General features: G+C 59.8%; 29 protein-coding genes and 4 tRNA genes. 4 read left to right on the forward strand and 29 right to left on the reverse strand.

Going from position 1 to position 22,630, the window contains the following annotated elements:
* Positions 1-104: 104 nt before the first annotated feature.
* Both B5G43_RS02870 and B5G43_RS02875 read left to right on the forward strand, forming a co-directional pair.
* Positions 105-596: an NAD(P)H-dependent oxidoreductase gene (locus tag B5G43_RS02870; RefSeq protein WP_087258911.1), complete on the forward strand. Its 492-nt coding sequence runs from the start codon at positions 105-107 to the stop codon at positions 594-596.
* Between the two features lie 73 nt (positions 597-669).
* Positions 670-746, forward strand: a tRNA-Arg gene (locus tag B5G43_RS02875).
* A 132-nt stretch (positions 747-878) separates the two neighbouring features.
* Here the strand turns inward: B5G43_RS02875 and B5G43_RS02880 are convergent.
* The 29 genes from B5G43_RS02880 to B5G43_RS03010 all read right to left on the reverse strand — a co-directional run bounded on the left by B5G43_RS02880 (position 879) and on the right by B5G43_RS03010 (position 21,148).
* On the reverse strand, positions 879-1,196 hold the full coding sequence (locus B5G43_RS02880) for a hypothetical protein (protein WP_087258913.1): 318 nt from the start codon (positions 1,194-1,196) through the stop codon (positions 879-881).
* Positions 1,196-1,441 carry a phage holin gene (locus B5G43_RS02885; RefSeq protein ID WP_087258915.1) on the reverse strand — a complete coding sequence of 82 codons (246 nt, stop codon included), beginning with the start codon at positions 1,439-1,441 and terminating at the stop codon, positions 1,196-1,198. The genes B5G43_RS02880 and B5G43_RS02885 overlap by 1 nt, the downstream gene beginning before the upstream one ends.
* A gap of 18 nt (positions 1,442-1,459) precedes the next feature.
* Positions 1,460-2,779, reverse strand: a complete 1,320-nt coding sequence (locus B5G43_RS02890; protein WP_087258917.1) for an N-acetylmuramoyl-L-alanine amidase — start codon at positions 2,777-2,779, stop codon at positions 1,460-1,462.
* A gap of 1 nt (position 2,780) precedes the next feature.
* On the reverse strand, positions 2,781-3,227 hold the full coding sequence (locus B5G43_RS02895) for a hypothetical protein (RefSeq protein WP_087258919.1): 447 nt from the start codon (positions 3,225-3,227) through the stop codon (positions 2,781-2,783).
* Positions 3,211-3,828, reverse strand: coding sequence for a DUF4376 domain-containing protein (locus B5G43_RS02900; protein WP_087258920.1), 618 nt, complete (start codon positions 3,826-3,828; stop codon positions 3,211-3,213). The genes B5G43_RS02895 and B5G43_RS02900 overlap by 17 nt, the downstream gene beginning before the upstream one ends.
* 14 nt (positions 3,829-3,842) lie before the next feature.
* Complete coding sequence (locus tag B5G43_RS02905; RefSeq protein ID WP_087380159.1) at positions 3,843-5,264, reverse strand: DUF6273 domain-containing protein; 1,422 nt, start codon at positions 5,262-5,264, stop codon at positions 3,843-3,845.
* Complete coding sequence (locus B5G43_RS02910; RefSeq protein ID WP_087258924.1) at positions 5,257-5,763, reverse strand: hypothetical protein; 507 nt, start codon at positions 5,761-5,763, stop codon at positions 5,257-5,259. Before B5G43_RS02910 ends, B5G43_RS02905 begins: the two co-directional genes overlap by 8 nt.
* A complete protein-coding gene (locus B5G43_RS02915) occupies positions 5,760-7,307 on the reverse strand; it encodes a hypothetical protein (RefSeq protein ID WP_087258926.1) in 1,548 nt (515 codons plus the stop codon). The genes B5G43_RS02910 and B5G43_RS02915 overlap by 4 nt, the downstream gene beginning before the upstream one ends.
* A 3-nt stretch (positions 7,308-7,310) precedes the next feature.
* Positions 7,311-7,688, reverse strand: a complete 378-nt coding sequence (locus B5G43_RS02920) for a DUF6711 family protein (RefSeq protein WP_087258928.1) — start codon at positions 7,686-7,688, stop codon at positions 7,311-7,313.
* Positions 7,688-11,269: a hypothetical protein gene (locus B5G43_RS02925; protein ID WP_087258930.1), complete on the reverse strand. Its 3,582-nt coding sequence runs from the start codon at positions 11,267-11,269 to the stop codon at positions 7,688-7,690. The genes B5G43_RS02920 and B5G43_RS02925 overlap by 1 nt, the downstream gene beginning before the upstream one ends.
* 18 nt (positions 11,270-11,287) lie before the next feature.
* Entirely contained in the window at positions 11,288-11,614 is a 327-nt protein-coding gene (locus B5G43_RS02930; RefSeq protein WP_087258932.1) for a hypothetical protein, read from the reverse strand.
* A 62-nt stretch (positions 11,615-11,676) separates the two neighbouring features.
* Positions 11,677-12,024, reverse strand: coding sequence for a DUF5055 domain-containing protein (locus tag B5G43_RS02935; RefSeq protein ID WP_087258934.1), 348 nt, complete (start codon positions 12,022-12,024; stop codon positions 11,677-11,679).
* Between the two features lie 11 nt (positions 12,025-12,035).
* Positions 12,036-12,509: a hypothetical protein gene (locus B5G43_RS02940; RefSeq protein WP_087258936.1), complete on the reverse strand. Its 474-nt coding sequence runs from the start codon at positions 12,507-12,509 to the stop codon at positions 12,036-12,038.
* Positions 12,510-12,566: 57 nt separating this feature from the next.
* Positions 12,567-12,968 carry a hypothetical protein gene (locus tag B5G43_RS02945; protein ID WP_087258938.1) on the reverse strand — a complete coding sequence of 134 codons (402 nt, stop codon included), beginning with the start codon at positions 12,966-12,968 and terminating at the stop codon, positions 12,567-12,569.
* Complete coding sequence (locus B5G43_RS02950) at positions 12,961-13,464, reverse strand: hypothetical protein (RefSeq protein ID WP_087258940.1); 504 nt, start codon at positions 13,462-13,464, stop codon at positions 12,961-12,963. Before B5G43_RS02950 ends, B5G43_RS02945 begins: the two co-directional genes overlap by 8 nt.
* A complete protein-coding gene (locus B5G43_RS02955; protein ID WP_087258942.1) occupies positions 13,457-13,825 on the reverse strand; it encodes a hypothetical protein in 369 nt (122 codons plus the stop codon). The genes B5G43_RS02950 and B5G43_RS02955 overlap by 8 nt, the downstream gene beginning before the upstream one ends.
* The gene (locus tag B5G43_RS02960; protein WP_087258944.1) at positions 13,825-14,139 is read right to left on the reverse strand and encodes a phage head-tail connector protein; all 315 of its coding nucleotides are present in this window, start codon (positions 14,137-14,139) and stop codon (positions 13,825-13,827) included. Before B5G43_RS02960 ends, B5G43_RS02955 begins: the two co-directional genes overlap by 1 nt.
* 20 nt (positions 14,140-14,159) lie before the next feature.
* Positions 14,160-14,324 carry a hypothetical protein gene (locus tag B5G43_RS17240; RefSeq protein WP_158097339.1) on the reverse strand — a complete coding sequence of 55 codons (165 nt, stop codon included), beginning with the start codon at positions 14,322-14,324 and terminating at the stop codon, positions 14,160-14,162.
* A 121-nt stretch (positions 14,325-14,445) separates the two neighbouring features.
* Positions 14,446-15,351, reverse strand: a complete 906-nt coding sequence (locus B5G43_RS02965) for a hypothetical protein (RefSeq protein WP_087258946.1) — start codon at positions 15,349-15,351, stop codon at positions 14,446-14,448.
* Between the two features lie 5 nt (positions 15,352-15,356).
* Positions 15,357-15,905: a hypothetical protein gene (locus B5G43_RS02970; protein WP_087258948.1), complete on the reverse strand. Its 549-nt coding sequence runs from the start codon at positions 15,903-15,905 to the stop codon at positions 15,357-15,359.
* 182 nt (positions 15,906-16,087) lie between these two features.
* Positions 16,088-16,552, reverse strand: coding sequence for a DUF2829 domain-containing protein (locus B5G43_RS02975; RefSeq protein WP_087258950.1), 465 nt, complete (start codon positions 16,550-16,552; stop codon positions 16,088-16,090).
* A gap of 12 nt (positions 16,553-16,564) precedes the next feature.
* Positions 16,565-18,064 carry a phage portal protein gene (locus tag B5G43_RS02980; protein ID WP_087258952.1) on the reverse strand — a complete coding sequence of 500 codons (1,500 nt, stop codon included), beginning with the start codon at positions 18,062-18,064 and terminating at the stop codon, positions 16,565-16,567.
* A 108-nt stretch (positions 18,065-18,172) separates the two neighbouring features.
* Positions 18,173-18,260 (reverse strand) — tRNA-Ser (locus B5G43_RS02985).
* A gap of 3 nt (positions 18,261-18,263) precedes the next feature.
* A tRNA-Ser gene (locus tag B5G43_RS02990) sits at positions 18,264-18,351 on the reverse strand.
* Between the two features lie 11 nt (positions 18,352-18,362).
* Positions 18,363-18,439: transfer RNA gene (locus tag B5G43_RS02995), tRNA-Ser, on the reverse strand.
* A 6-nt stretch (positions 18,440-18,445) separates the two neighbouring features.
* Complete coding sequence (locus tag B5G43_RS17245) at positions 18,446-18,595, reverse strand: hypothetical protein (RefSeq protein ID WP_158097340.1); 150 nt, start codon at positions 18,593-18,595, stop codon at positions 18,446-18,448.
* A gap of 70 nt (positions 18,596-18,665) precedes the next feature.
* A complete protein-coding gene (gene terL / locus B5G43_RS03000) occupies positions 18,666-20,285 on the reverse strand; it encodes a phage terminase large subunit (protein ID WP_158097341.1) in 1,620 nt (539 codons plus the stop codon).
* 70 nt (positions 20,286-20,355) lie between these two features.
* A complete protein-coding gene (locus B5G43_RS03005) occupies positions 20,356-20,904 on the reverse strand; it encodes a hypothetical protein (RefSeq protein ID WP_087258956.1) in 549 nt (182 codons plus the stop codon).
* Positions 20,897-21,148: a hypothetical protein gene (locus B5G43_RS03010; protein WP_143382824.1), complete on the reverse strand. Its 252-nt coding sequence runs from the start codon at positions 21,146-21,148 to the stop codon at positions 20,897-20,899. Before B5G43_RS03010 ends, B5G43_RS03005 begins: the two co-directional genes overlap by 8 nt.
* Positions 21,149-21,479: 331 nt before the next feature.
* Between B5G43_RS03010 and B5G43_RS17655 the strand changes: the two genes are divergently transcribed.
* Positions 21,480-22,025: a hypothetical protein gene (locus B5G43_RS17655; RefSeq protein WP_143382825.1), complete on the forward strand. Its 546-nt coding sequence runs from the start codon at positions 21,480-21,482 to the stop codon at positions 22,023-22,025.
* A gap of 124 nt (positions 22,026-22,149) precedes the next feature.
* Positions 22,150-22,560 carry a hypothetical protein gene (locus B5G43_RS03020; RefSeq protein WP_087258960.1) on the forward strand — a complete coding sequence of 137 codons (411 nt, stop codon included), beginning with the start codon at positions 22,150-22,152 and terminating at the stop codon, positions 22,558-22,560.
* Positions 22,561-22,630 lie beyond the last annotated feature (70 nt).

Here is a 22,630-nt window from a genome sequence, read left to right on the forward strand (position 1 = left end):
TCGTTTATTATATCATAGATCGAAATGCTCCGGGGTGCAAGGCTTGCCTTTTTCAGGACGTCCTCCTATAATAAAAGCAATCTGACACACCGGGAGGTATTGTGATGAAGCTGTCCATTCTGTATTTTTCTAAGACCGGACACACCCAGCGCATGGCGGAGGTCATCGCGGCGGGAGCGGCGTCGGTGGAGGGCGTGGAGGTGCGCACCTTCCCTCTGGACGCCATTGACGAGGAGTTCGTGAAGGCGAGCGGCTGTGTACTGCTGGGCACCCCCTCCTATCTGGCCTGCATGGCCGCGCCGGTCAAGGACTGGCTGGACCAGGAGAGCGGCAAGTACGCCCTGGCGGGCAAGCTGGGCGGGGCGTTTGCCACCGCTGACTATGTCCACGGCGGCGGCGACCTGGCCATCCAGAACATCCTGACCCACTTTATGGTCCGGGGCATGATGGTATACTCCGGCGGCGGTGCCTGGGGCAAGCCCTTCATCCACCTGGGGCCCGTGGCCATCAGCGACGACCTGGAGCACTATGACGCCACCTTCCGTGCCTACGGCGAGCGCATGGCCCGGCAGGCCCAGAAGTGCGCCGGGAACTAAAAAATTTGGACTGAGCCCCTTTACAAATCGGAAAAAGACTGCTATAATAATCTAGCGCTTGAAAAAGCAGTATGCGTCCGTAGTTCAATTGGATAGAGCGTCAGATTCCGGTTCTGAATGTTGGGGGTTCGAGTCCCTTCGGGCGTACCAGAAAGAAAACCGCCGAAGTCCTTGTATTGCAAGGGTTTCGGCGGTTTTTGTTTTCCATGTTAGCCCCGAGCGGCTGTTCATTTTCTGCCACATTTTGGACTTTTGGTGGTGGGAATGGTGGTGGGATAAATTTCAGGCCTTCGCCACCTGGTCCGCCGCCTGCCGATGAATAAAATCTATATATGCCTCCTGGGCCTCCCGGGCCGCGGTCATGGCCTCCTCCACGTCCCCGTTGGTGTGCATCCCGGCCAGCTTTTTTGCGGTGGTGAGGGCGAGGGCGCAGTTGGCAGACATCAGGTCCATGGAGAGGCGGCTTTCCTCGGCGCGGCGGGCGGCCCGGCGTTCAACACGCTGGCGCTCCCGTCTGGTCTGACGCCGGTCCCAGGCTGCGGCGGATTCGATGACGGCCACCATGACGGTGGCCAGAGCGGTTACTACCGTATCGTCCATCAGTCCTCCCCCTTTGCCTTTTTCATGACTGCATCGCCAGCAAGGGCGGCTTTCGTGAAGCTGTTATTCTTCCACCAAGCCCATACAGCCGCGCCCACCGTCCAGAGGGTGGTAACCAGGGTATTGATGGTCTCGTCCTCGATGGGGATGAGCTGGATGCCCGCCATACCCAGGCACTGGTTGACCAGAGCCAGGACCAGACAGATGGTGCGGGCGATGGTGCCCGCCGTGATCTTGTTCTCCATGTGTCTCACCTCCCCTCCTCAGTCGGCCGTGGCTAGGCGCTCCAGGAGGGCGTCGGCGTACTGGTAGGCCTCCAAATAGTCCATGGTCTCGTCGGCAAAGCCAAACCGCCGCTGGACGATGGTCCGGTCGGTCTCTCCGGCGGGGGGCTCATCGGCCCAGCTCACCCCCAGCCACTGGCACACACCGTCGGCGGTGGCGGTGGCCAGCTTGTCCCGGTAGTCCCCGCTCAGGAGCAGGGGCACATCGGTCTTGCTGGTATGAAAACCGTACTCGATCAGCACGGCGGGGGCGTCGGTCTTGGTCAGGACGGTGAGGTCCATGCTGTGGACGATGGGCGTAGAGCGGAGCACAACACCGGCAGCATGGAAGGCGTTGACCAAATCCGTGGCCAGGATGTTGCGCGGGGCGGTCATGGGCCCGGCGGAGGTGTAGATCTCCAGGCCGCCGGCGTCGTACCAGCCGCCATTCCCCGCCGCGTTGGAGTGCAGCGACACGAAGCAGGTGGCCCCGGCCCGGTTGGAAACCCCGGCGCGCTCGGTGAGGGACGGCTTGGCGTCCTCAGTGCGGGTGCAGATGGTATGCACCCCCCGGGCCTCCAGCAGCTTGGAAATGCGGCCATACATGTCCCACGCGAACTCGTGCTCCTTGTAGCTCCCGTCCGGGGAGCCGTTGACCGTGCCCGGCCCGTGGCCCGGGTCCAGGCAGACCGTATACTTGCTCATGTTGTCCTCCTTGTCCTCCGGCGGGTTGGCCGCCTGTTTGAGATAGACGCAGATCCAGTTGTGGACCTTGCGGGACGCGGTGATCTTGCTGCCCTTGAAGTCACACTGACTGGAGCCGCCGCCGTCCAGCATGACGGCGCTGTCCCAGCCGAGGGATACCAGCTCCTCCCTCAGCTGCTCGGGCGTCCTGGCGTCGCCGGAGCCGTCAGAGGTGCAGTACAGACACAGGGCGTTGTCCTTGATGCCGATTGCGGAGCGCCCCCGGGTGCCGCCCTGCGCCGTGTCGTAGCTGGGGCGGTCCACGGGGCCCCAGGGGCCGATCAGACAGGTACAGCTCAGGAAATTCTCAAAAAGCCCCCAGTTGCTCTCCAGCCTGATGTCGGCCCCGGTGTTCCAGCCGTAGCCGTAAGCCCCCCACGGGACCTTGGACAGCAGCGCGCCGCGCGCCTTGAGGATGGGGCACGGGGAGCCGTCGCTGTTCCACATGCCTCCGTTGAGGATATAGTCCGCGCCGGATTCCTGCTTCACCTGCGCCATGGACTTCTTGCAGTTGGTGACCCGGATCTCCAGCTTGTCGATGCCGGAGAGGGGGATGTACGCGATTTGTTTGCTCACTTTACCACCTCCAGGTATAACGAGGGCGCTCGCCGCCCTCCACGGCCCAGCGCAGCCAGTCGAACACCGGGATAAACGCCAGACACAGTAAAAACCACACCGCACTGAACGGGGCGCAGATCTGCCCCCACAGGTTGAGGGGTAGGCCGGTATAGTCCCAAACGCCCAGCCCAAGCCAGACATTGAGCACAAGCCCCGCCGCCAGCTCCACAACGGTGACCAGGGCGGCGCAGCACAGCGCCTGGAGCCACAGAGGGCAGCCCCACGGCAGCTCTGCACCGCACCTCTCCACGGGGATGGTCAGCACGACGGCCAGCACCAGCATGGTCCAGGAGATGTGCTGCGGGTGGCCGGTGTCGGTCTTGTAGGCCACCTCCAGCAGGAAGTACAGGGTGCCACCGAAGAACCACAGGAGCGTCGAGAGCACCGGCTTACTGTACCGTGTCATAGTCCACGGTCACCCCCTCCAGTTCCTCCATGGTGGTGGCGGCCTGCATCGCCACCTCCTGGGACTGCTGATAGCTCACCAGCGCTGTTACCCGGGCGTCGATGGCGAAGGCCAGGGCCGCCAGCTCCTCCAGGGTCCATGGGGTACACTCCGCGCCGGTGGCGTTCCACGTCAGCTCATAGGGCGTGGAGGTCTGGGCCGCCAGGGTGGCGCTCAGGATCTTGGAGGTGAGCTGCTGCTGCTTCTCCCGAGTAATGCTGTACTGCTTGCCGTCGGTCCAGGTGATGGGGTGGGCCTCCAGGTACGACTCCAGGTCGTCCTTGCTCTGCTGGATGCGGGTTGCTTTGGCCTCGGCCAGCTCCACCTCAATGTCGGGCGCTACGCTGGCGAGATACGCCTGATACGCCTCGTCGTTGCCGATGATAGCCGCGACCACCCCATTCTCAATGGTGAGGTCCACGTGGCCATTGTGGGTCTGCATGGCGCTGGTGTCACAGTCCGGCGCAACGGCGGCATAGCCGCTGGGGGGTGCTGAGCCGGGCCACGACTGGATAGGAGGTCGGGAGCCGGTGATGCTGGGATTGAGTTGGATGATATTCATAGGGGCCTCCTTTCTTAGTAGCCAATGGCGACATAGTAATAGGTTTTGTTGTTGTTGTTCAACTGTACTTCACTGCTTGAAGTGTTGTACCACGAAACAGTAGTTCCAGATACAGACAAAATGCTGCCGGAAGAGTAATTGGAGCTAATTTGTCCTGTAATGCCGGGGTTGCCAAAACACCAAAATCCTGAGTACGAAGGAGTGACGCTTGCAGGGTTGGGCAACACCATCAGCATTTTGGGTTCGAATGGGAATACTAGGGTGTTGGGATTGTTGGACCCATAAGTGCCGGCGCCCACATAGCTACCGGTTGCGATCTTGGCACCCGGTGTCCAATACGGAAACACACTCAGCCACCCATCCATAGCCCCGAAGCCCTGCACACCGGGGCTGGTGATTTCCTGGCCTTGTGTCACACCGGAGAGCCGTGCCACTCCGCTGAAAATCACGGGGATGGTGTCGCCCGCAGAGCCGCCCTGGAGGGCGATGGCTTGGGACGGGGTGCCGGAGGTGGTGATGGCCTCGGTGTAACCAGTGTAGTATCCGTCCACTTCAAGAGTGGGGTCAAGGACAAAGGTGGGGCGAATACCGTAAGAAGAATTCGGGCTAGCACCACTCCCGCCGCCCGTCGGTGGTTCATACCAGACCCAAGTAAGCCCAGTTCTAATATAGGGTGACCTAAGCCACCAGTTTGCGTTCGGGCTTATTCTTCGGGGGTCTTTGGCTAAAACGGGCTTAAAAAAATCAAGAGTGGCCCCATCTTCTGGTACATACTCAGTAACAGCAGGAGGTGCAAGACCGACTTCGTAAGCACTTAGCGGGAAAATCTTGCACTCCAAACCATCAGCACCGCTTTTCACGGTGGACTGCCCGCCACCAACACAGTAAGGGATTTTGATGGTTTTGATGGCCGCTTGTGTCTCTGCGTCGAACAAGGTCAGCATACCAGCCATAGTAGTGAAAATATCAGCGCCGGGGAGCACATTGGAGTTCCCCGCGTCCCACGCACCATTTTCGTAAATGTTGAGCCGCAGGACCCAGGTTCCGTTGCACGAAGCGTCGTACATTTCGGACGGAAGCCCCTGGTGAACCACAAGGTAATACTGAGGTACGCCGTTCTCAGTGCGGGTGATGAAGCTGCCAACGGGGACGTTCTGCACCTGGATAGAACCAGGGACATACTGGCCCACGGTCGGGGGTACGTCGCTCGTCACATCCACCACCTGCCCGGCGGTCACGGTCTGGCCGCTGGCGATGGGGTAGTTACGAATGTCGGCTTGCAGCAGATTACCGGTATTCCGGTTCCACGGAGTTCCGGGCTGCGTTGCGCCGTCGGCCATAGCCAGCGTGGCGTAGAAGGGCGATCCACTCTCCGGGGTAATGAGCACACGGCCTTCCTGGCCCGGGTTAGGCACTCGGTTTTCAACACTAATCATTGGCTACATACACCTCATTTCCGGCATAGGCCCAGGGCATCCCGGCCCGGATGAATACGCCGCCCATAGCGGTCAGGTAGGCATCAAGCTCCACCAGAATCTGCTCGATGTTATTCGCGCCCGCATATGACAGGAGCGCCATGCTCTGCGGAAGCTCGGCCGAAAACTGGACCTCGGCCAGTGCATCCATAAGCGCCTGGACATTGCCCAGATACACCTGCATCTGGCTTTGCGTCGGGGTCTGTCCCACGGACCAATCGGCAGTCTGCTGGCTTACGCCAGGGGCATACCCATAGCTCTGAAACACTCCGGTCAAATAGTTCACGGCCTCGATGACCCGGTTCAGGTCAGAGGCATTGTAGGCACCCTTCATAGCGCCAGAGCTCCACAGCGCCTGCTGGTCTGGGGTCATAGCGCCCCAGCCCAGAGCCTTCAGGGTCTGCCACAGCTGGACATCAGCCAGGGAGCGGTCCGTTACAAGCGTGTCGATGATGCTCATGCGCCGGCCCTCCCTTCATACGACCCACGGAAGGCGCCGCCGTAGGAGTAGGTGATACTGGTTACCAGCACCGTGCTGGTGGCGAAGTTGTTGGTGTTCACGACTCGGTCCAGCGGATCCAGACGCGGGTCGGCCCGAAATTCGCCAGACAGGGTCCGGCGGTTCGTCAGCAGGTTGGCTACCCACTGGGCCACTACGGGGGCCTGTGAGTCCGAAATGAGCGGATTGCTTATCTGCTGCGTGTCTCCTACCTGGGCCACGCTCAGGGTGTACTGGCCGCTGTTGATGTCAACAGCCCGGAGCTGCTTAGACAGCGAGATTTCGGAGTTCTGATAGCTGTTGAACTGATTGATCGCGTAATCTGTGGTGCCGGCGGCCAGCGGCTCGATGTGAAACACGCCAGCGCGATCCTGATACAGTACGCAACAGGCCGCGTTCGCGCAGAGCTGAAGAACCTCTTTGATGGTGTTGGTAGACAGGTCTGCGCCTGTGGCCGCCGCAATGTTGCCCAAGCTGCTGTCAATGACCCATCGGTCGCTGCCATCCGACAGCGCGGGCATGTCTGCCTGCTGGAAGGCGGCGGTCGCGATGGCCATAAGCGTACCACTGGACGGACCGGAATACGTGTCGGTCATGTACTCCTGGGCGTCCCGGGCCTTAAAGCTGGCCGTGATGCCGTTCTGCGGGCAGTTCCACTCCGACACAAAGAAGGTTCCGGCCGCGATCCACTCAATGGCGCCGTTCAGGAGATACCCGTATCGCGTGGTGATCTCCTGGCGCTCCATCAGGTATTTCTCAACGCCCTGCGGGTTGTCCGGGTTATACTGCCCGTTCAGGTTCGACACCTCGAAGGAAATCTCGGTGGTCGGGAGCTCTGCGCTCAGAGGATCCACGGTCATCGTGTGCTGGTACGACATGAGGTCTGTTTTGTTGTACACCTGCACTATGCCGAGAGTGATTTGCTCAATTCGGGCCCAATGCTGCGGGAGGGACCACTTCAGCACCTCGACGACGATTTTGTCGTAGTTCTGAATGTCGGCCGAGACGACGGACTGGACGTTGGCATTGTCGGAGATGGTCGTCTGGAAAACCTGGGCGCCACCGTTATACGCCGTGACACGAAAATCTAAGGCCCACTCGCCGTAGGTCTCAGACCACACGATTGTGATGCCCGGGATGATGGCCGAAAAGGTCTGGGAAAACGACAGCGTGATGGTCGGGATAGCGCCCGTGAAGGAGCCGTCGGCCCCAGATAGAACATTTCCGATGTACCCGTTGTCACCATACGGCGGCGCGTCCGGCAGTATCTCAGCCGTTGAATTGAGCCCCCAGATATTGAGCTCAGTCGTCCCAAAGAGCGTGGGCGACTGCTCTGCGTCCCCCACAACCGCGGCGGCGCCAGAGAACGTTTGTTCTCCGTTGCTGCTCGCGGTCGCGTCGGCCTGCGCGTCAGGGTCGCCCACAGTAAGCGACACCTCAACGTAGCTTTCAGGCACTAGGGTCTGCTGCTGGGCGTCAAACCACGCCTGAGATACCGCTTGCATCGCTTACACCTCCACCAAAGATAGAGAAGCGCCGGTGTACCCTCGGACCGAACCGTCCTCATTTCGGAGATACAGGCTGGCCGTACGGTCCGACACATACATCTGCCGGGTCTCCCAGGAATTGGAGTCCTGACAGAAAAAGGTAACGTCGTTGTAAAAAGAGCCGCCGCGGGCCGGGCTGAACTGGGACAGCAGTGCGGCCCAGTCCGCGGCGGAGATGAAGTTCCACGACATCTCGATTTTGGCGATGTCATTTCGGATAACGGCGCCAATCACATAACCCTGTACATTTCGGCCGGAGTCAACCAGCGTGGCCGTGGTGGCCGAGTATGTAGATGGGGCCGGCACCGCATAGCCCCCGATGGAAACGAGTGGCGTCATTACACCATACCCCCAGACATAATCATCACGCCGGTGTTGCGAGAGGCGTTCTCAACGGCCCGGTACAGGCGCTTGCCGTCCAGGTACGTGGCGCCCTCCTTGGCCAAAATGGCGCGCAGGAGCTCGTTCTGCTCGCGCAGGAGGGCGTTCTGCTGGGCATTGGCCTCAGCCACACCAGATGCAACGCCCTGCACGATCTGCTGGGCATTTGCCACCGCGGTCTGGCCGCCGATGGTTCCGACCAGCTCCGGGCCCGCTTCGTTCGCGATGAAGAGCTGTCCCTGGTCCGGGAATCCACCGGAGGCGTACGCCTTCGTGGTGCTCTTAGAGGACCCGCCGCTCACAGACTCCGTGATAATCGTGTGGACGGTGGTGATGTTTCGCGGAATAGCGTTCAGCTGGTCGATGATGGACTGGATGGCCAGATTGCTCTGGCGGGCCATGTCCTGATACCGCTCGGTCATGTCAGCCAGCGTGGACGTGGTCTTGGCCTGCATGAAGTCCATAGCCGCCGTGAACTTGTCCAGACCCGCGTCCACAAGGAGCTGCGTAGCTTCGGCGAAGAGATCGGCGTGCTCCTGCATGGTGGCCAGCTCCGCCTTGAACTTCTCAGTCACGATGTCCAGATGGTCAAAGCCATTGGCCAAGCCCGCCACGGAATATTCTCCCAGGGACTCAAATTCCACAGAGGGCGAGTGGATGCCCAGAACATCCTTCACGTCATTCAGCAAGCCTTCGCCCCAGGACTGCACATTGCTCCAGATATTGGAAAGTCCCTTGAAAAGGCCGTCGATGGCCTGCTGACCGAGCTGCTGCCATTTCTCAATGGACAGCCACTCGCTGACAAAATCGCCGAAGGCCTTTCCAATGTTGCCGAGCGTGGTCTTTACGGAGGTGACAATCGAATCCCAGTTCAGCGCCACACCAGAAGCCAGAGACACACCGCCGGCGGCCAGGAGGCCAATACCAAGCGGGAGCGCAACGCCGGACAGAGTAAGAATGGCGCCGATGGCCAGAAGGGAGGCGCCGACGGCAATGCCGACATCCTTCAGAGCCGTGGTGACCTTGGTCAGGACCGCGTCCCAGTTCAGCGCAACGGCTGTTCCAAGACTTACCGCGCCGGCCAGCATCAACCCAATGCCCAGCGGCAGATTTGTGCCGGAGAATGTGAAAATCGCGCCGATCACGAGGAGAGCGCCGCCCAGCAGCCCGGTGATAGTGGTGATGATGGACCGCAGCTGTGCGTCCATGTTATTCCAGTTCAGGGCGGTCACGGCGGCCAGGGTAGCAGCGCCGGCGGCCATGAGTCCGATGCCCAACGGAATATTGACACCGGAGAAGGCGAGCACCGCGCCCACAGCAAGCGCCGCTCCGGACATAATAGCCGTGATCCGGGATACCGCGCCCGAGATGTTGGGGTCCATGGAACTCCAGTTAACAGCCACTACCGCGGCGATAGACACCGCACCGGCGGCCATGAGGCCAATACCGAGAGGCAGGTTCGCGCCGGAGAAGGCGAGCACTGCGCCCAAGGCAATGAGCGCGCCGCCAACAATACCGGCAATGATCGACAGCACCCCGGCGATCTTGTTCTCCATGCCCTTCCACGTAACGGCTACCGCAGCTGCGAGGCCTACTGCGCCCGCTACCATAAGCCCGATACCGAGAGGAATATTGACACCGGAGAAGGCGAGCACCGCGCCGATGACCAACGCGAATCCAGAAATCATGCCGAGCATAGTAGCCAGAACTCCGGCCAGTTCGCTTGTCAGGCCGCCCCAGTTCACGGCGATAACTGCGCCGAGCGTGGCGGCGCCGGACGCCATAAGCGCGAGGCCGACCGGGATATTCACGCCGGTAAGCGCCAGGATGGCGCCAATCACGAGCTGGGCACCCGCGATAACCGTCAGGATCTCGCCGATGTTATCCTCGATGACCTGCTTGATCTTGTCAGCTTTAGAGGTAATTTGAGACAGATCGAACTTGTCCCAGATGTCAGGGATTTCCAGGCCGGCGGCCCAGTCAGATCCAAGGCCGCCGCCGGCGCCCCCGGCCCCGGAGGAACCACTGTTGGGCGAGATGATATTCAGCTCGTCCAGGCCAAGGGTGGCGTCCTTCAGCTTCTCGGCGGCTTCGGTAGTACCATCAATAGCATCCTCGGCCTCGGTGGCGCCCGCAGAAATACCGGACCCCCAGTCGCTCGCGTCCCAGGTGGGCATCTCAAAGCCGACCAAAGAAGCCAGCGCCGAAATGGCGTCGGTAAGCAGCTCCACGAACGCCTGCACGTACGGGAGAATCTGCACAATGATGGGGAGCAGCACAGAGCCGATAGACCGACCGAGCTGCACGATCTGCTGCTTCAGGACACGGAGCGCATTTGCAGGGCTCTCCAGAGTGCGTGCGAAGTCACCGATGGCGCCGAGATTGGACGCGCCCTCCATGAGTTTCATGGTTCGGAGCAACGCCTTCTCCTGCTCGGTCATGCTCTCTACGCTCTCGTCAATGCCGAGAGAAAGCGCGTACTCTTTCAGGGTGGCCTCGGAAATAGAGATACCGAGCCGCCGGATGGGCTCAATTTCGCCGGCAAGGGCCGACTGGAGCCGAAGAGCCGAGCTCTCGATGTCCTCGTTATAGAGAGACGACAGGTCGTAGGATAGCTCAGTCAGGCCTTCAGACAGCGCGTATGCCTGATCGGCGGTAACACCAAAGCCTCGCGCCATGGACATGAAAACGCCCTGTGTGCGCATCCACTGCGAGGGGTCCACGCCAAGTTTGTCGCTGACCAGCTGGGCGTAGGCGAAGGCCTCGTCGTAGAACTCGCCCATCGAGACTTGGAAGAGATTTACATTCTCCACGTACTCGTTGATAGACGTGACGCAGGTAGCCAGAACGTCCACCACGCGGCCCAGAATATAGCTGTACGAGGCCAGCTTGGTGGCCAAAACCGTAATGGGACTGGCCAGCTGGGATAGGCTGCTGGCCGCTTTCTTGCTGGACGAACTCAGCTTCTCATTTGCCTTTATGAGCTTCTGGATCCTGGACGGGAAAGCCGCGAATCCGCGCGAGACCTTCTCCATCGCGGTAGCCAGCGGGGCCAGGGCATCCGCCGCCCGCTGGATCTGCCGCGCGAACTCGTCCATGTCCATGGCTTTGAGCTCTTGGGTGATCTTTGGGATTTTCCCGAGCGTGGTAATGGTAGAGCTGAGGCCGGCGGCCTTCTGCACGCTGCCCAAGCTGTTCAGCGCAGTGGCAAGGTGCTGGAGCTTCGCTTCGTCAACATTGAGCGAAGAGATGGCATCGTTGATCTTGGTGATCTGATTGGCCGTCGTCGTCAGGTTGGTCTTGATATTCGTCAAGCCGTTCAGACCCGACTTCAAATCGCCCAAGGCCTTCTTATTGACATTGAGCTGAGACAGAGCCGTGTTCAGCTTCGTCAAGCCGTTGGCCAACGTAGTAAGACCGGAGCCGCCCTTCGCTGCGGACTTCATCCGGGTAAGGGCGGTTGTCAGCTTATCGAGCCCCGACGCCGCGGACTGAGACTCCGACTGGATTCTAATTTCGAGGCTGTCTAGTTCTGCCATTTACGCCAAGGCCTCCTTTCAGCACTTGGCACTCCGGCACTTGGCACGCTCCCATTTCTTTTGCATTTTGGTAAAATACGCGATGGTTCTCTGCCGTTCCTGTTCGGCCAGGGCCGCCTTTTCGGCCTCCGTGTACGGAATAAGCCGAAGCGGTTTCTGCGGATAATTTCGGGCTTTCGCGCCCTTTTTCCGCATAGCATTTCCGACCGCAATAGATACGGCCGCAAAATTATAAAGGCCCTGAAGCCACATCTCTTCAGACCGTCTCTGGATGGAGAGCTGGTTCGCGCGGTAGTAATCCGCGGCAAGCCAGACATCCCCATACCAGAACTGGTCGTAGGTCATTCCGATGGACAGGTAGTACGGAAAAACCTCGTCGAAGAAGGCGGAGCACCCCTCCTCGGGGATTACAGCTCCACCTTGATCCGGGAGTTTTTTCTGCCGCCCTCCACATTCAGAGAAGAGATGGAGGCAGAGTACAGCTCCTGAAGGCGATTGACCTCCTCGGGCAGCAGGCCCTCCATGTCGTCCAGCAGCTTGTCGGTCTTGTCCCGGGCCACGTTCTTGTGGTTCTTGCGGAAGGCGTAGAAGAAGAGGTCGGAAACACCAGTGTCGGGGGTGTTCTGGAACTCCATGATCTTGAAGCCGCGGCGTTCCGCGAACTTGACGGACTCGCGGTCGAAGTCCAGGGTGTAGACCTCCTGGGTGTCGGGGTCAGTGATCTTGATGGGGTTGGGTCTCTCGGTCTTTGCCATGATTTTCCTCCTTACTCGCCCACGGTGGGGGCGGCGCCCCAGCCGCTGATAGCGGTGGGGGTAATGTAGGCGTCAACCTCCAGGACGGCATCTACCTCAATGGCAGACAGGCCGAGAGGAGAGGGATCGCCGCTGAACAGGAAGGCCTTGGTCAGGCCAGGGATGATGACGACGTACCAGGTGGCCAGGCCGGACTCCCGGCCCGTGCTGGCGGCCTCCACCAGAGCGGCCCACTCAGTCTGAAACTGCTCGGTGTTGTTGGCGGTGAAGGCCAGGGCGCCGCCGGGGTCCTTCAGGCCGGGAATGTAGGTTTTCCACTTGGTAGCATCCAGAGTGGTGGTTTCCAGGCTGGAAGGCTCAGGGTTGATGTCGGGGATGGCCTTGATACCGGTGAGCTTGGTGAAGCCCGTGGTGGGCATCTTACCGGCACTGGTCTCGACGGCCCAGTTCACGCTGACGCCGGCGGTAGACAGGTCGATTGCCATAGTGATACCTCCTATCAAGTGTGGCACTTGGCACAGAGGCACTTGGCACCGATGGTTTTACTGTCGGTAAATGATGTAGTCCTCGCTCACGACGGCCTGATAACGGGCGGTCATGCGAAAGTACCGTTTATCGGCGTTTTTCGCCGGGTTACAGAACATGCGGGTGAAGTTCAGCCCCTGGAGCTGCTGATCCACCAGCTGCATGATGGCCTTGCACTGTTGCTTGGCTCCGCTGGTGAGATTGGAGTAGACATTCACCTCAAAGACGACCCAGGCGTCGTGCTCCTGGTGCTCGGCGTCCAGAGACTTTTGGTAGGTGTAGTTGTCCACCTGCTCCAGAGTCAGGCACGGAAACCGAGGCGGCGAGGTAGTCTGCTCCCCGTATCGCGATCCGTGTGGATAGGCAGCATCGAAAGCGTTTGCCACCCGGTTGAAAACCACGGCCTCAATATCAATCATGCGCAAACACCTCCCGGGCTACCTGCTCGATCTGCTGCCGCATCTCGCGGCCTGCGTGAAGCATCGGCATTGCCGCCGGGGTGCCGTGGGTAACTACTAGCTCCCCCCGGTCGTCATAGAAGCCCCACGCCTTCTGCTTACCCTTGCCCTTGCCGTACTGGCCAATGCCAACCACTCCTGCTGGTCTGGGCTCTGGGTACGGTTCGGCGCCGTTGTAGTACACGCCGGCGCCGAATTCGAGGAAGAACACAGACCCTCCAGACGCCACAATTTTGTAGCCGTCCTGGATCCGCTCCACAGAGACCGAGGCGTCTTTAACGCCATCGTACTGGGCGCCGGCGAATCTAACTCGGGTCTCCGCTGCCCCAATACGGGCCAGCTTTCGCGCCAGCTCCTTCGTTTTCCGGTCCACCCAGGCTTTATAGGCCCGTACTTCCTTCAGCGCCGAACTGATTGACTTGGAATTGAGCTGTACGGTCAGCACACGTTTAGCCACCCTGCGTCACCTCCACCTGCTTCACAGCAAACACCAGGCTATTTTTCCAGGGGGCCCTCTGCTTAACGTAGTGGGTGTAGGGGCCAGATGTATCAGCCCCATCGAGCCACAGGATCGTCTGTTCGTCGATAGGAAGAGTCGTGTCCGCAGTTGCCATAGTGCGGTCATAGTCCAACAGCGTGCCGAAAAGCTCCAGCGTAGCATCCCCTTTGTTCGGGGATACCATAAGAGGCGCCGACTGGAGGGGGCCATACGTGTCCTGGAAAGACCCGGTCTTGTTGCCGTCGGCATCCAGAATCTCGGTCTGCCCCGTGTAGACCTGATACCACACGGTGGACATGTTTCTGGCCAAATTCTGCATCAGACCACCCCCACATATGGGGTCAGCTGACCCAAGATGTCCTCGTCGTCTACGCTTTTATAGGTTCGGCTCACGCCGTTCTCAGAGTGCGAGATTTCGCCCTCGCCACCCCTTCGGGCGATCATCCTAACAGTAAGTTGAACCTGGACCATGTCGTACTGCGTCGGCCATTCCGCGGGGGCCCCGCCGAAGGGCCACACCCTGCGCAAGATACGGTCGGCAGCGAGGGCCAGGTAGGACTCAATCATTGCCGTAGTTACGGCCACGTCCGTAATAAGCTGCTCAACCAGCTGGACCTTTTCATCCTCAGTCATACCTGACCCTCCCTCCGTCGTTAGGTATCGGCCTGCGGGGCTTCGGTTTCCTCAGCGGGAGCGTCCCCAGCCTGCTTTTTGCCCCGGCCGCGGGGCTTCTTGGTATCGAGCTTCGGCGCGTTGGGATCGAAGCCCTCCGGGATAACGCCGACCATGTGGCCGCCCGGGACTTTAACCTTGGCCATTTTGGCGCCTCCTTACATCTTGGGCTTCTTGGTGGAGCCCGACTTCTTGGTCATGCCGGACTTGGAGCCCGACTTGGAATTGCCGCAGGAACTCTTGGCCATACTCAAACCCTCCCCAGGATCAGCTGTTGGCGGTAGCAGCGGCGCTCAGGTAGATGCCGGCCTGCTTGTTCTCGTACTGGAAGATGTCGTGGTAGATCCGGTAGTCCAGCTTCCAGGCGTCCATGGTCTGGTTCACCTGGGGGCTGAAAATCCGGGGCACCACATGCTTCACGATCTGCACGATGGAATCGGGCTGAACGATCATGAAGTTAATGGGATAGCTGGTGCTGGCGGGGATGGTGTAGCCGAACTCAGAGGAGCCATCGTTCAGAGTGATGGCGGTGTTGAAGCGGTTCTTGGGCACGCGCACGATGGGCATGCCGTTGTAGTTGGTCACGTCGCGGCTCACGCGGCTGTCATTGCCCAGGTAGCGGGCGATGTTCTCCTTGAACGCTGCGTAGCAGGTCTCAGACATGAAGCAGATACGGCCGTCCAGGGGGACCTCGGCGTCGCCCATGACCTGCTCTGCGGTGTCCAGCATCTCAGCGACATCGGTAGTGCCGACGGTGATGTCGGTAGCGTCTGCCTTGCCGATACCGGTAAAGCTCGCCATCTGAGAGAAGCGGTAGGCGTCCAGCTCGGGGACGACCTGGGTGCGCAGGAACTGAGACAGCAGGGTGCCGAAGGCCATGCCCATGGTCTCGTCGTTGTCCAGGACATCGACAGTCAGGGACACACCGCGGTCCTCACCGAGGGTCATGGTCTCCCAGGAGCCGTTGACGGAGCCCTGAACAAAACCGGTATTGCGGCCATAGTCAGCCAGGCCGTCCATAGTGGCCTTGTAGACCTGGACGGTGTTGCCACCGATAAACCGCACGCGGTCGCTGGTGTAATCGAAACGGGAGGTCAGAGACTCGCGCTTGTACACCTCGTCGATAAGGGGCAGGTACACCTGCGCAAGGGTGAAGCTATTCTCGATAGCCATTCAAATCATCCTTTCTTTTCGGGCGGGAGACCCATGTACCGCCGAAGGGCGGCGATCTCCGCCTGTTTCTTGGCTTCTGCGCCAACGGGGTCGCCGTGAGACAGGCCGGGCTGCTTATCCAGAGCACCAGCCGCGGCGGCCTTCTTCGTGGCGTCGATGAAAGCGGCCTGGGCAGCAAAAACCTTGTCGAACTCCCCGGCCTGGAGGGCCTTGGCGGCGTCGGCCGCGGCGGTAGCGTCGTAGCCGAGCTCCAAGAACTTGGCCTGATACGCACCAACAGCCTTGTCACGGCGAAGGCTTTCCAGCTCCTGCTGCATTGCCTCCCGGGCCTTGGCATCCTCGGCGGCCTTGGCCTCGTCATCGGTCTGCTTCGCCCGAAGCTGCCGCTTGTAATCGGCGGCCTCACTGTTCGCCCGGCTCACAGCGTCTTTGAGCCGCTGGATTTCGCCGGAGTCCTGGGTCGGCTCAGGCATGTCGTAGCCTTCCAGGGCCGCCAGCTTCTCCTCGGGGCTCATGTTCGCGTAGCCCTCGATCTTGGTAGTGTCGATTTTCATGTTTGCTGCCTCCGAACTGCATTTTTTGGTGGTGTTCCTTCACCCTGCGCGTTTGGTAACCCGGTTCCCTCCGGGATTTCAGCGGCGAAATGCCGTAAAATACGAAAAAAAAGTGCCACAGGCCCGCTTTTACGGGTCAGTGGCACTCGGCAATTAAGCACTTGGCACAAAAATATGCGATTTTACTCGACGATACGCCAATCGTCGGCCAGCATGTCGGCCTGAGAGGCCAGCCAGCCGAGCTGAACGCCGGAAGTGCCGACGAACGCCAACGCGGCGTTGCCGATGGCGTCATGGTTGACGTTCACCACTTCACCAGAGGCGTTCTTGTAGCTAATGCAGGTGGCCAGCTCAACGTACTGGCCCTTGCCATTCCAGCCCTCGCGCTGGATCTTGTGGCCCGCTTTGGCCGCCTCGATGGCAAGGCCGAAGCTCATGCTGTCGGTGCGGCGGTAGGCCGCCTCGAAAACGTCCTTGGGGCTCCAGCTCTCGTAGCCGTCCTGGTAGCGGACGCGGTAACCCTCCCGCACATCCGGGTACGTATCCGCGGCATCACGGGTAAGAGCAACGGCGGTATTGCCGCCCCCGTCCTTGCAATAAAAGGCGGGCTCCGCCTCGATGATCTTGGTGCCGATGTACTTTTCCATGTCGTCCTCCACTTACTCCAGGATGTCGGTCCTGGTCTCGTCGATCTGCTCCGGCTGCTGGGCGGTGCCCCACGCGCGGTCGATGTACTCCCGGCATAGGGCCACATCGGCCACGGGGTCGCTGGACACACCGGATTTTCCGAAGGCCAGCTCCGGGCTGAAGCCCAGATTCTTCAGGTTCAGAGCCGCCTGGGTCTTTACCAGCAGGTTCGCGGTCTCGTTCCGGGTGAACTGAAGCTCAAAATCGGCCAGGCCGATGTCAACGACGCCCTTCATGCGGAGGATCTTCGTGAAAATGCGGTCGAACCGCCGGTTCGCCACCTTGAAAAGGTCCTCGGTGTTCCGGGCATACGTGTCAGCCTGGTACCATCCGTCTCGATAAAGTACCGCCGCGCCGGTATCGCTTGTGGATGTGCCGCCCTTTGTGGTAGAAGGCATGCCACAGATCGTGAGAATCTGCTGGTAGATGTAATCCACCTGCACCTGCGTCTGCGTCTGGTCCAGCTGTTCAGACAGGATCTTCAGATCTGCCTTATCCTGGCCGATAGACTTCAGGAAAATTGCTCCCGCCTGCCGGATATACTGCGGCGTGATGGGGTTCCCTTCGTCGTCGTCGCCGAGCTGACAGTTGTAGAAGATCATAAGCGACTGGATAAACTGCTCCAAGCCGTCCATCCGGTTGCTCTCGATGGTGTTAAGGTCGTTCAGAAGGGGGATAACGGCCTCGAAGGCGCCCATACGGCTGTTTTCATACTGGTATTCAATGATCGGAATTTCACCGAGGCGATTCACGTCCTCTTCCAGCAGCTCATACGCGGTGCCCACAATCGGGTCGCCCGTGATGACCATACCGGTCATGCCGCCTTTGAGCCGAAAATACCGGTCCTTGGTGTACACATCGAAGGTAAGCTCGGTGGTCGTATCTGTTTTTCCAGAAATAACCATATTGACGCCGATGACCGGTTCATTCCCCGGGCGGCGCGAATACGCCACAAAGGCCGAACGCGGATCCAGGGCGTACACCCGGACCGGGCACTCCGAGTCCTGATAGGGTTCCACGTACAGGGCCCCCACGCCGACCGTGTGAAACCAATCCGTGACCTCGTTATCGGCTGTCTGCTTACCCGAAAGGTACAGCATCTCATTGAGGACCTTCACCCGGTCGTTCACGTTCTCCTCGTCCCGGCGGGCTACGTAGAAAGCGGGCTGCGTGAGGAAATACCCATTCTTGAAGGCCACGATTTCGGCTGCGTGATTTTCAACCACGCGGTTGTTAATCTCCGGCCGGACCAGCTTCGTGCGGTTCAGGATGGGCTGCACGCCGCGCCGGTACCAATACAGGTACTCCTCCTCCATGCTGTTCAGGGTGTGCATGGGCAGCAGCATGTTCACGATCTCAACGACGTTTTCGGCGTTGATGTCGTCCGTGGTGCAGTAGATCCTACGACGCCCAATGTACTCCCCGGCGCTGTTCACCTGGGTCTGTTCAGTTGTCGTGGTCGTCTGCGCCATTTGGCACCTCCTGAAAAGCAAAAAAGTGCTGACAATCCCGTAGGATCATCAGCACTTGGCACTCTTAGGCCCGTAGCGCCGGGCAGGCACTTGGCACAAATTAACTTATGGCGGAGTGTGATGGGATCGAACCACCGCAGCGTCTCCGCTAGCCTCGGGTTAGCAAACCGGCCCCTTCCCACTCGGGCAACACTCCATATGGCGCCAACGGAAGGACTCGAACCTCCACGACGTTTCCGTACCTCTCGGTTTTCTGGACCGGGCGCCTACCATTGGCGTACGTTGGCATATTGATACACGCCCCGGGGCCGGACTCGAACCGGCGCGCTCCCACCTTTCATGGATGGCGCTCTTGCCATCTGAGCTACCCAGGGCGCGTATTCACTTTTTCAGCGGCAGCTCGATCTTGACGTTCTTTTTGCACCCCTTGCAATAGGGGTACACAACACCCTTGGCCCCGCTGTCCACCTCCATCAGCTTGCGGCGGATGCCGGCAGCTGCACAGGTGGGGCAAAACACTTCCACTCTCACTCCGGCACCCCCCCGTCTTGCTGATTTCACATACCAGTTTATCACCGCCGTGGAAACATTCAACCCACAATTAGAACTTTCGCTGCCACACGGAAACTGTACCGGCCGAGAGCTCCTGGGCATAAATGGCAAAACATGCCATCCCGTCTGGCACGTCGTCGTGCTTATTCTTGCCGGCCATGGTGTAGCTGGTGAGGAACTGGTACATCCGGCGGTACTCCTTGTCCTTCTTGGCCTTTTCCTCGTTGAACAGCACATGCTCTTTGACCCAAGGGCTGTTGACGATGATCTTTGTCTGCTTGTTCTCCGTCGTGTACTTTGTCGTGATGTGGCACCGTCCGCCCTCGGCCTTCACCGCCTTCTGCACGTTCCGGGCGATGGTCCCACCGGCTGAATTGGACTCGAAGCGGGCCATGTGGACCTTGTGGTCCAGAAGCGCCTTTATGATCCGGTCCTCCACGATCTCCTCCTTGCCGTTGTCGCAGATACAGGCCTCCAGATAGTAGTCCTGTCCGTACTGGTACAAAATCGGCAGGAAGGCGTAGTCCGAGCCGGTGGTCTTGGTATCGCACACCGCGAGCACTGCGTCCGGCGCCCGGTCCGGGAGCTCGAAATACTTCCGCAGCTCGCTATCGGCGTACAGCTGGCCCTCCCGCTCGATGGGCTCGTTCATGTAGAGAGCCCGCCAGGAGGCATCGTCCATGGTGTCCCGCTGCTCATGGTAGAACTGGGTGGTAAAGCCCGCATGGTTCCCGTAGTCAAAATTGCTCTCGTCGTTTTCATTGAGCGCCGGGAATCGGATGAACTCGGCCTCGGGGTCGTCGCCGTACTTCTCCTCCAGGCGGCCGATGACGTCATGGACGGACCAGCGGGTGGCGATGTGCAGCTCGCGGCAATCGCCGATCTTACGCTGCCGCAGGTCTGTGGCGTACAGGTTCCACAGCTTGTCCATCCGGTCAATGGAAAGCGCCGCCTCGATGCCGTCAACCAGGTCATCGCAATACAGCAGCTGCTCCGCGCGCACCTTACCAGCGTTGCCGGAGCCCACGGAGCTGAACTCCAGGGTCGTGAATCGCTTGGGAGAGCCGAGGTCAATCTTCATGTCCTGGGCGTTGGTGCTGGTTACGCAGACATGGGGAAACACATCGTTCCACAGGTATTCGCCCTGCGGGTCCATGATCCGAAGGCACTCGTCATACACGCCCCGGAGAAAGCTGTTGGAGTGCGAGCCGCCCAGAATCGGCTTGTCCGGCTCGCGCCCGGCCAGCCATGTCAGAAAGAAAATGGCCAGCGTGGTTTTGCCCACTCCGGGCGGCAGGGAGATCGCTAGCAGCTTCAGCTTTCCATCTGCCAATTTCTGGAGCTTCTGCGCGACGGGGAGCAGCCGGGAGCGCCGGGGCAGATAAAACCGCTTGTCCGGGTCCCGGTTCCACTCGATGTACCGGCAGTGCGCGTCAAAATCATACGGCGCGTCAAACAGCAGCGCCTTTTTGTTCAGCGCGAAAAAATCAGGGTCTCCAGTGGCCGCGGCTTGTCTGGCCGAGACCGACCGGATGGTCTTATTGACGTGGTGCGCAAGGTCGAAGTCTGTCTCCTCCAGCAGCCGAACCGCCTCGAAGGCGTCCCTAGCAGCGCCCCAGTCCGTCAGGTCTCGCTTCAGCGCCAGTTTTACAAGCTCTCTTGTGTCCATAAAAAAAAAGTGCCCCCTATCCTGGTGGATAAAAGGCACTTGGCACTCCGGCACTTGGCACTGTATTCGATTACTGCGTGAACTCAACAGCGAACGGCCCGACGGTCTCCAGCACGGTGCCATCCTCTGCCATAAGCTGGAACTCGGTCTCCAGGCTTTTCAGGTCTGCATACTCCTGGATGCCCACGCCCTGGTAGTAGACCGACCAGGGATAGGTATAGGTCTTGCCCGGCGCCACGGAGGCCGGAACGCCAGAGGTCAACAGGACCACCGTGTCATTGACCGACGAGTTCATCGGGTACACCGTGTAGGCCTGGTCGGACAGATTCTCGACCTCGAAATACACGTATGCCGTCCCTGCCACGCCTTCCACGGTGCCAGAGCCCTTGTAGCTGATACGGACCAGATCGTCCTCGACCAGTACCTGGACGTCGTCGGCGGCCGGGGTGGAGCTGGCCTCCGCCGTGGGCTCCGCAGCGGGGGAGCTGGTGGCGCTTGTCCCAGGGCCATTATCCCTGGTCGCCATAAGGCCGACCGCCCCGATCACGCCGAGGCCAATCAGCACACCCGCGAGGATGTACAGCATGGTCTCCCTGGCCGTCAGTTTCTTCTTACTCATTCAGCTTATCTCCTTTCCCGGCGGAGGCGATACGGATGCTCGGGTGGCCCTCCGCGTTCTCCCTCTTCACGAGCACCAGATCATACCCAAGCGCCTCGGCCATCCGCACCAGGGACGACACATGCATGTCATTCCGGGCGATGGGGGCCGTAACGGCACTGACGTATTTGTACCCAGCCTTCTCCGCCAGCGCCATCTGGGTGGTGCGGCACTGGTGGATGATCTCTTTGATCGCGAGGCCCAAGGGCAGGTTCATCATCATTGCGGCCAACTCCTTTTTGTAGGTTTTCAGTATGGCCTTAGTGTACACCTACATTCGTAGGTTGTCAAGAGCTTTTTAGAATTTTCGGGCCATGGGGTGTTTATTGGCGCCTGGGCCCGCAGCCCCTATCCCCCGGGGGTGGATCCGGGCGCGAACTCAACAAAATACTTATTTTGTGGAGTCCAAAATACACAAATGCGCATTGAAAAACTTGCAAATGTGTACAATTCCTCTTGACAACCTACAATTGTGAGTGTATACTGGAACCATAAAAGAAGGCCCGGGGCAGCCCGAGCAGAAAGGAGCGCAACACATGGAAAACATAGAATACCGTGACAACCAGCAGCTGTGGAAATTAGAATCTGCCGCTCGCAGCGCCGGATTCCAGAAAACCGACGACTGCTATTGGTCCCAGATCTTCAGGAACCCGGATACCGGGGCGGAGTTCGGCACCGTGCGTGAGGAAAACAGCACGAACAATCCTATGATGGACCTTGCGTCCATCATCGGCCCCAAAGAGACCCAGGAGACCCAGGAGACCCAGGAGACCCGGGAGACCCAGGAGACCCGGGAGACCCAGGAGACCCAGGAGACCCAGGAGACCCGCAAGCCCGCAGGCCGCAAGCGCCGCATTAAGTGGGACGCCCTCCTCCACGCTATGACGGGCTATTACGACGACTATCGGGCCACGTTCACCATTGACGGGGTACAAGTACGCGGGCGCGTTTTTAAGGCCAATTCGGTTGACCCGGATAAGCTGAAAGGGTACAACAACGTCATGGTACTTAGGGGCCGGACCCAATACGCCCCCGAGATCACTTTTTCCGCCGTCTTTGTTGGGGATAAGTGCTTCAGATAACGCAACGCCCCCGCCAAACGCTGCAACGTAGGGCGGGGGCCGGGTAGAACCCCAGAACGAACCGAACGAACTAGGGCGGCCCCAGTATATCACGGGCCGCCTCCAATGACAAGGAGGTACACAAATGACCGTGCAAGAAATCCGCAATCGGGTAGAAATCCCGTACCGTAGCGCCTGGAACCGTGGCGTAACCGCCTACGCCTGTGAGCTTTTAGCGGAGCTGGAAGAGGCCATTGCCGGAGGGTATTTCTGGGAGGAGGACCTGGCCGCCCCTAATATCCTGGAACGGGCCCTTCTCAACGGGGCGCCTAACTGGTATGAGTATTCGTGGGGCGGATGCTCCCTCATTTACAACGGCGATATTGCCGCCCGCCTCTGTACCCCGTCCGAACTGCGAAAGACTCGCAACGGCGAGCGGCGCCCCAACCGGGAAGAGGAATGGCTTGACACGCAGGCCCGCGCGCTGCGTCAGGCCTCCCGGCGGATTCTCACGGCCGCGCGGGACCTGGCCCGAGAGGAAGATGCACCCGTTTGATAGCTCTCATCATCCTGACGCTCCCGGTCCTAATTATCCTGGAGTGCGCGCGTAGGTCTTGAAACCAGAG

Origin of the sequence: Flavonifractor sp. An92 (genome assembly GCF_002159175.1) — a bacterium.
Taxonomy (GTDB): Bacteria; Bacillota; Clostridia; order Oscillospirales; family Oscillospiraceae; genus Pseudoflavonifractor_A.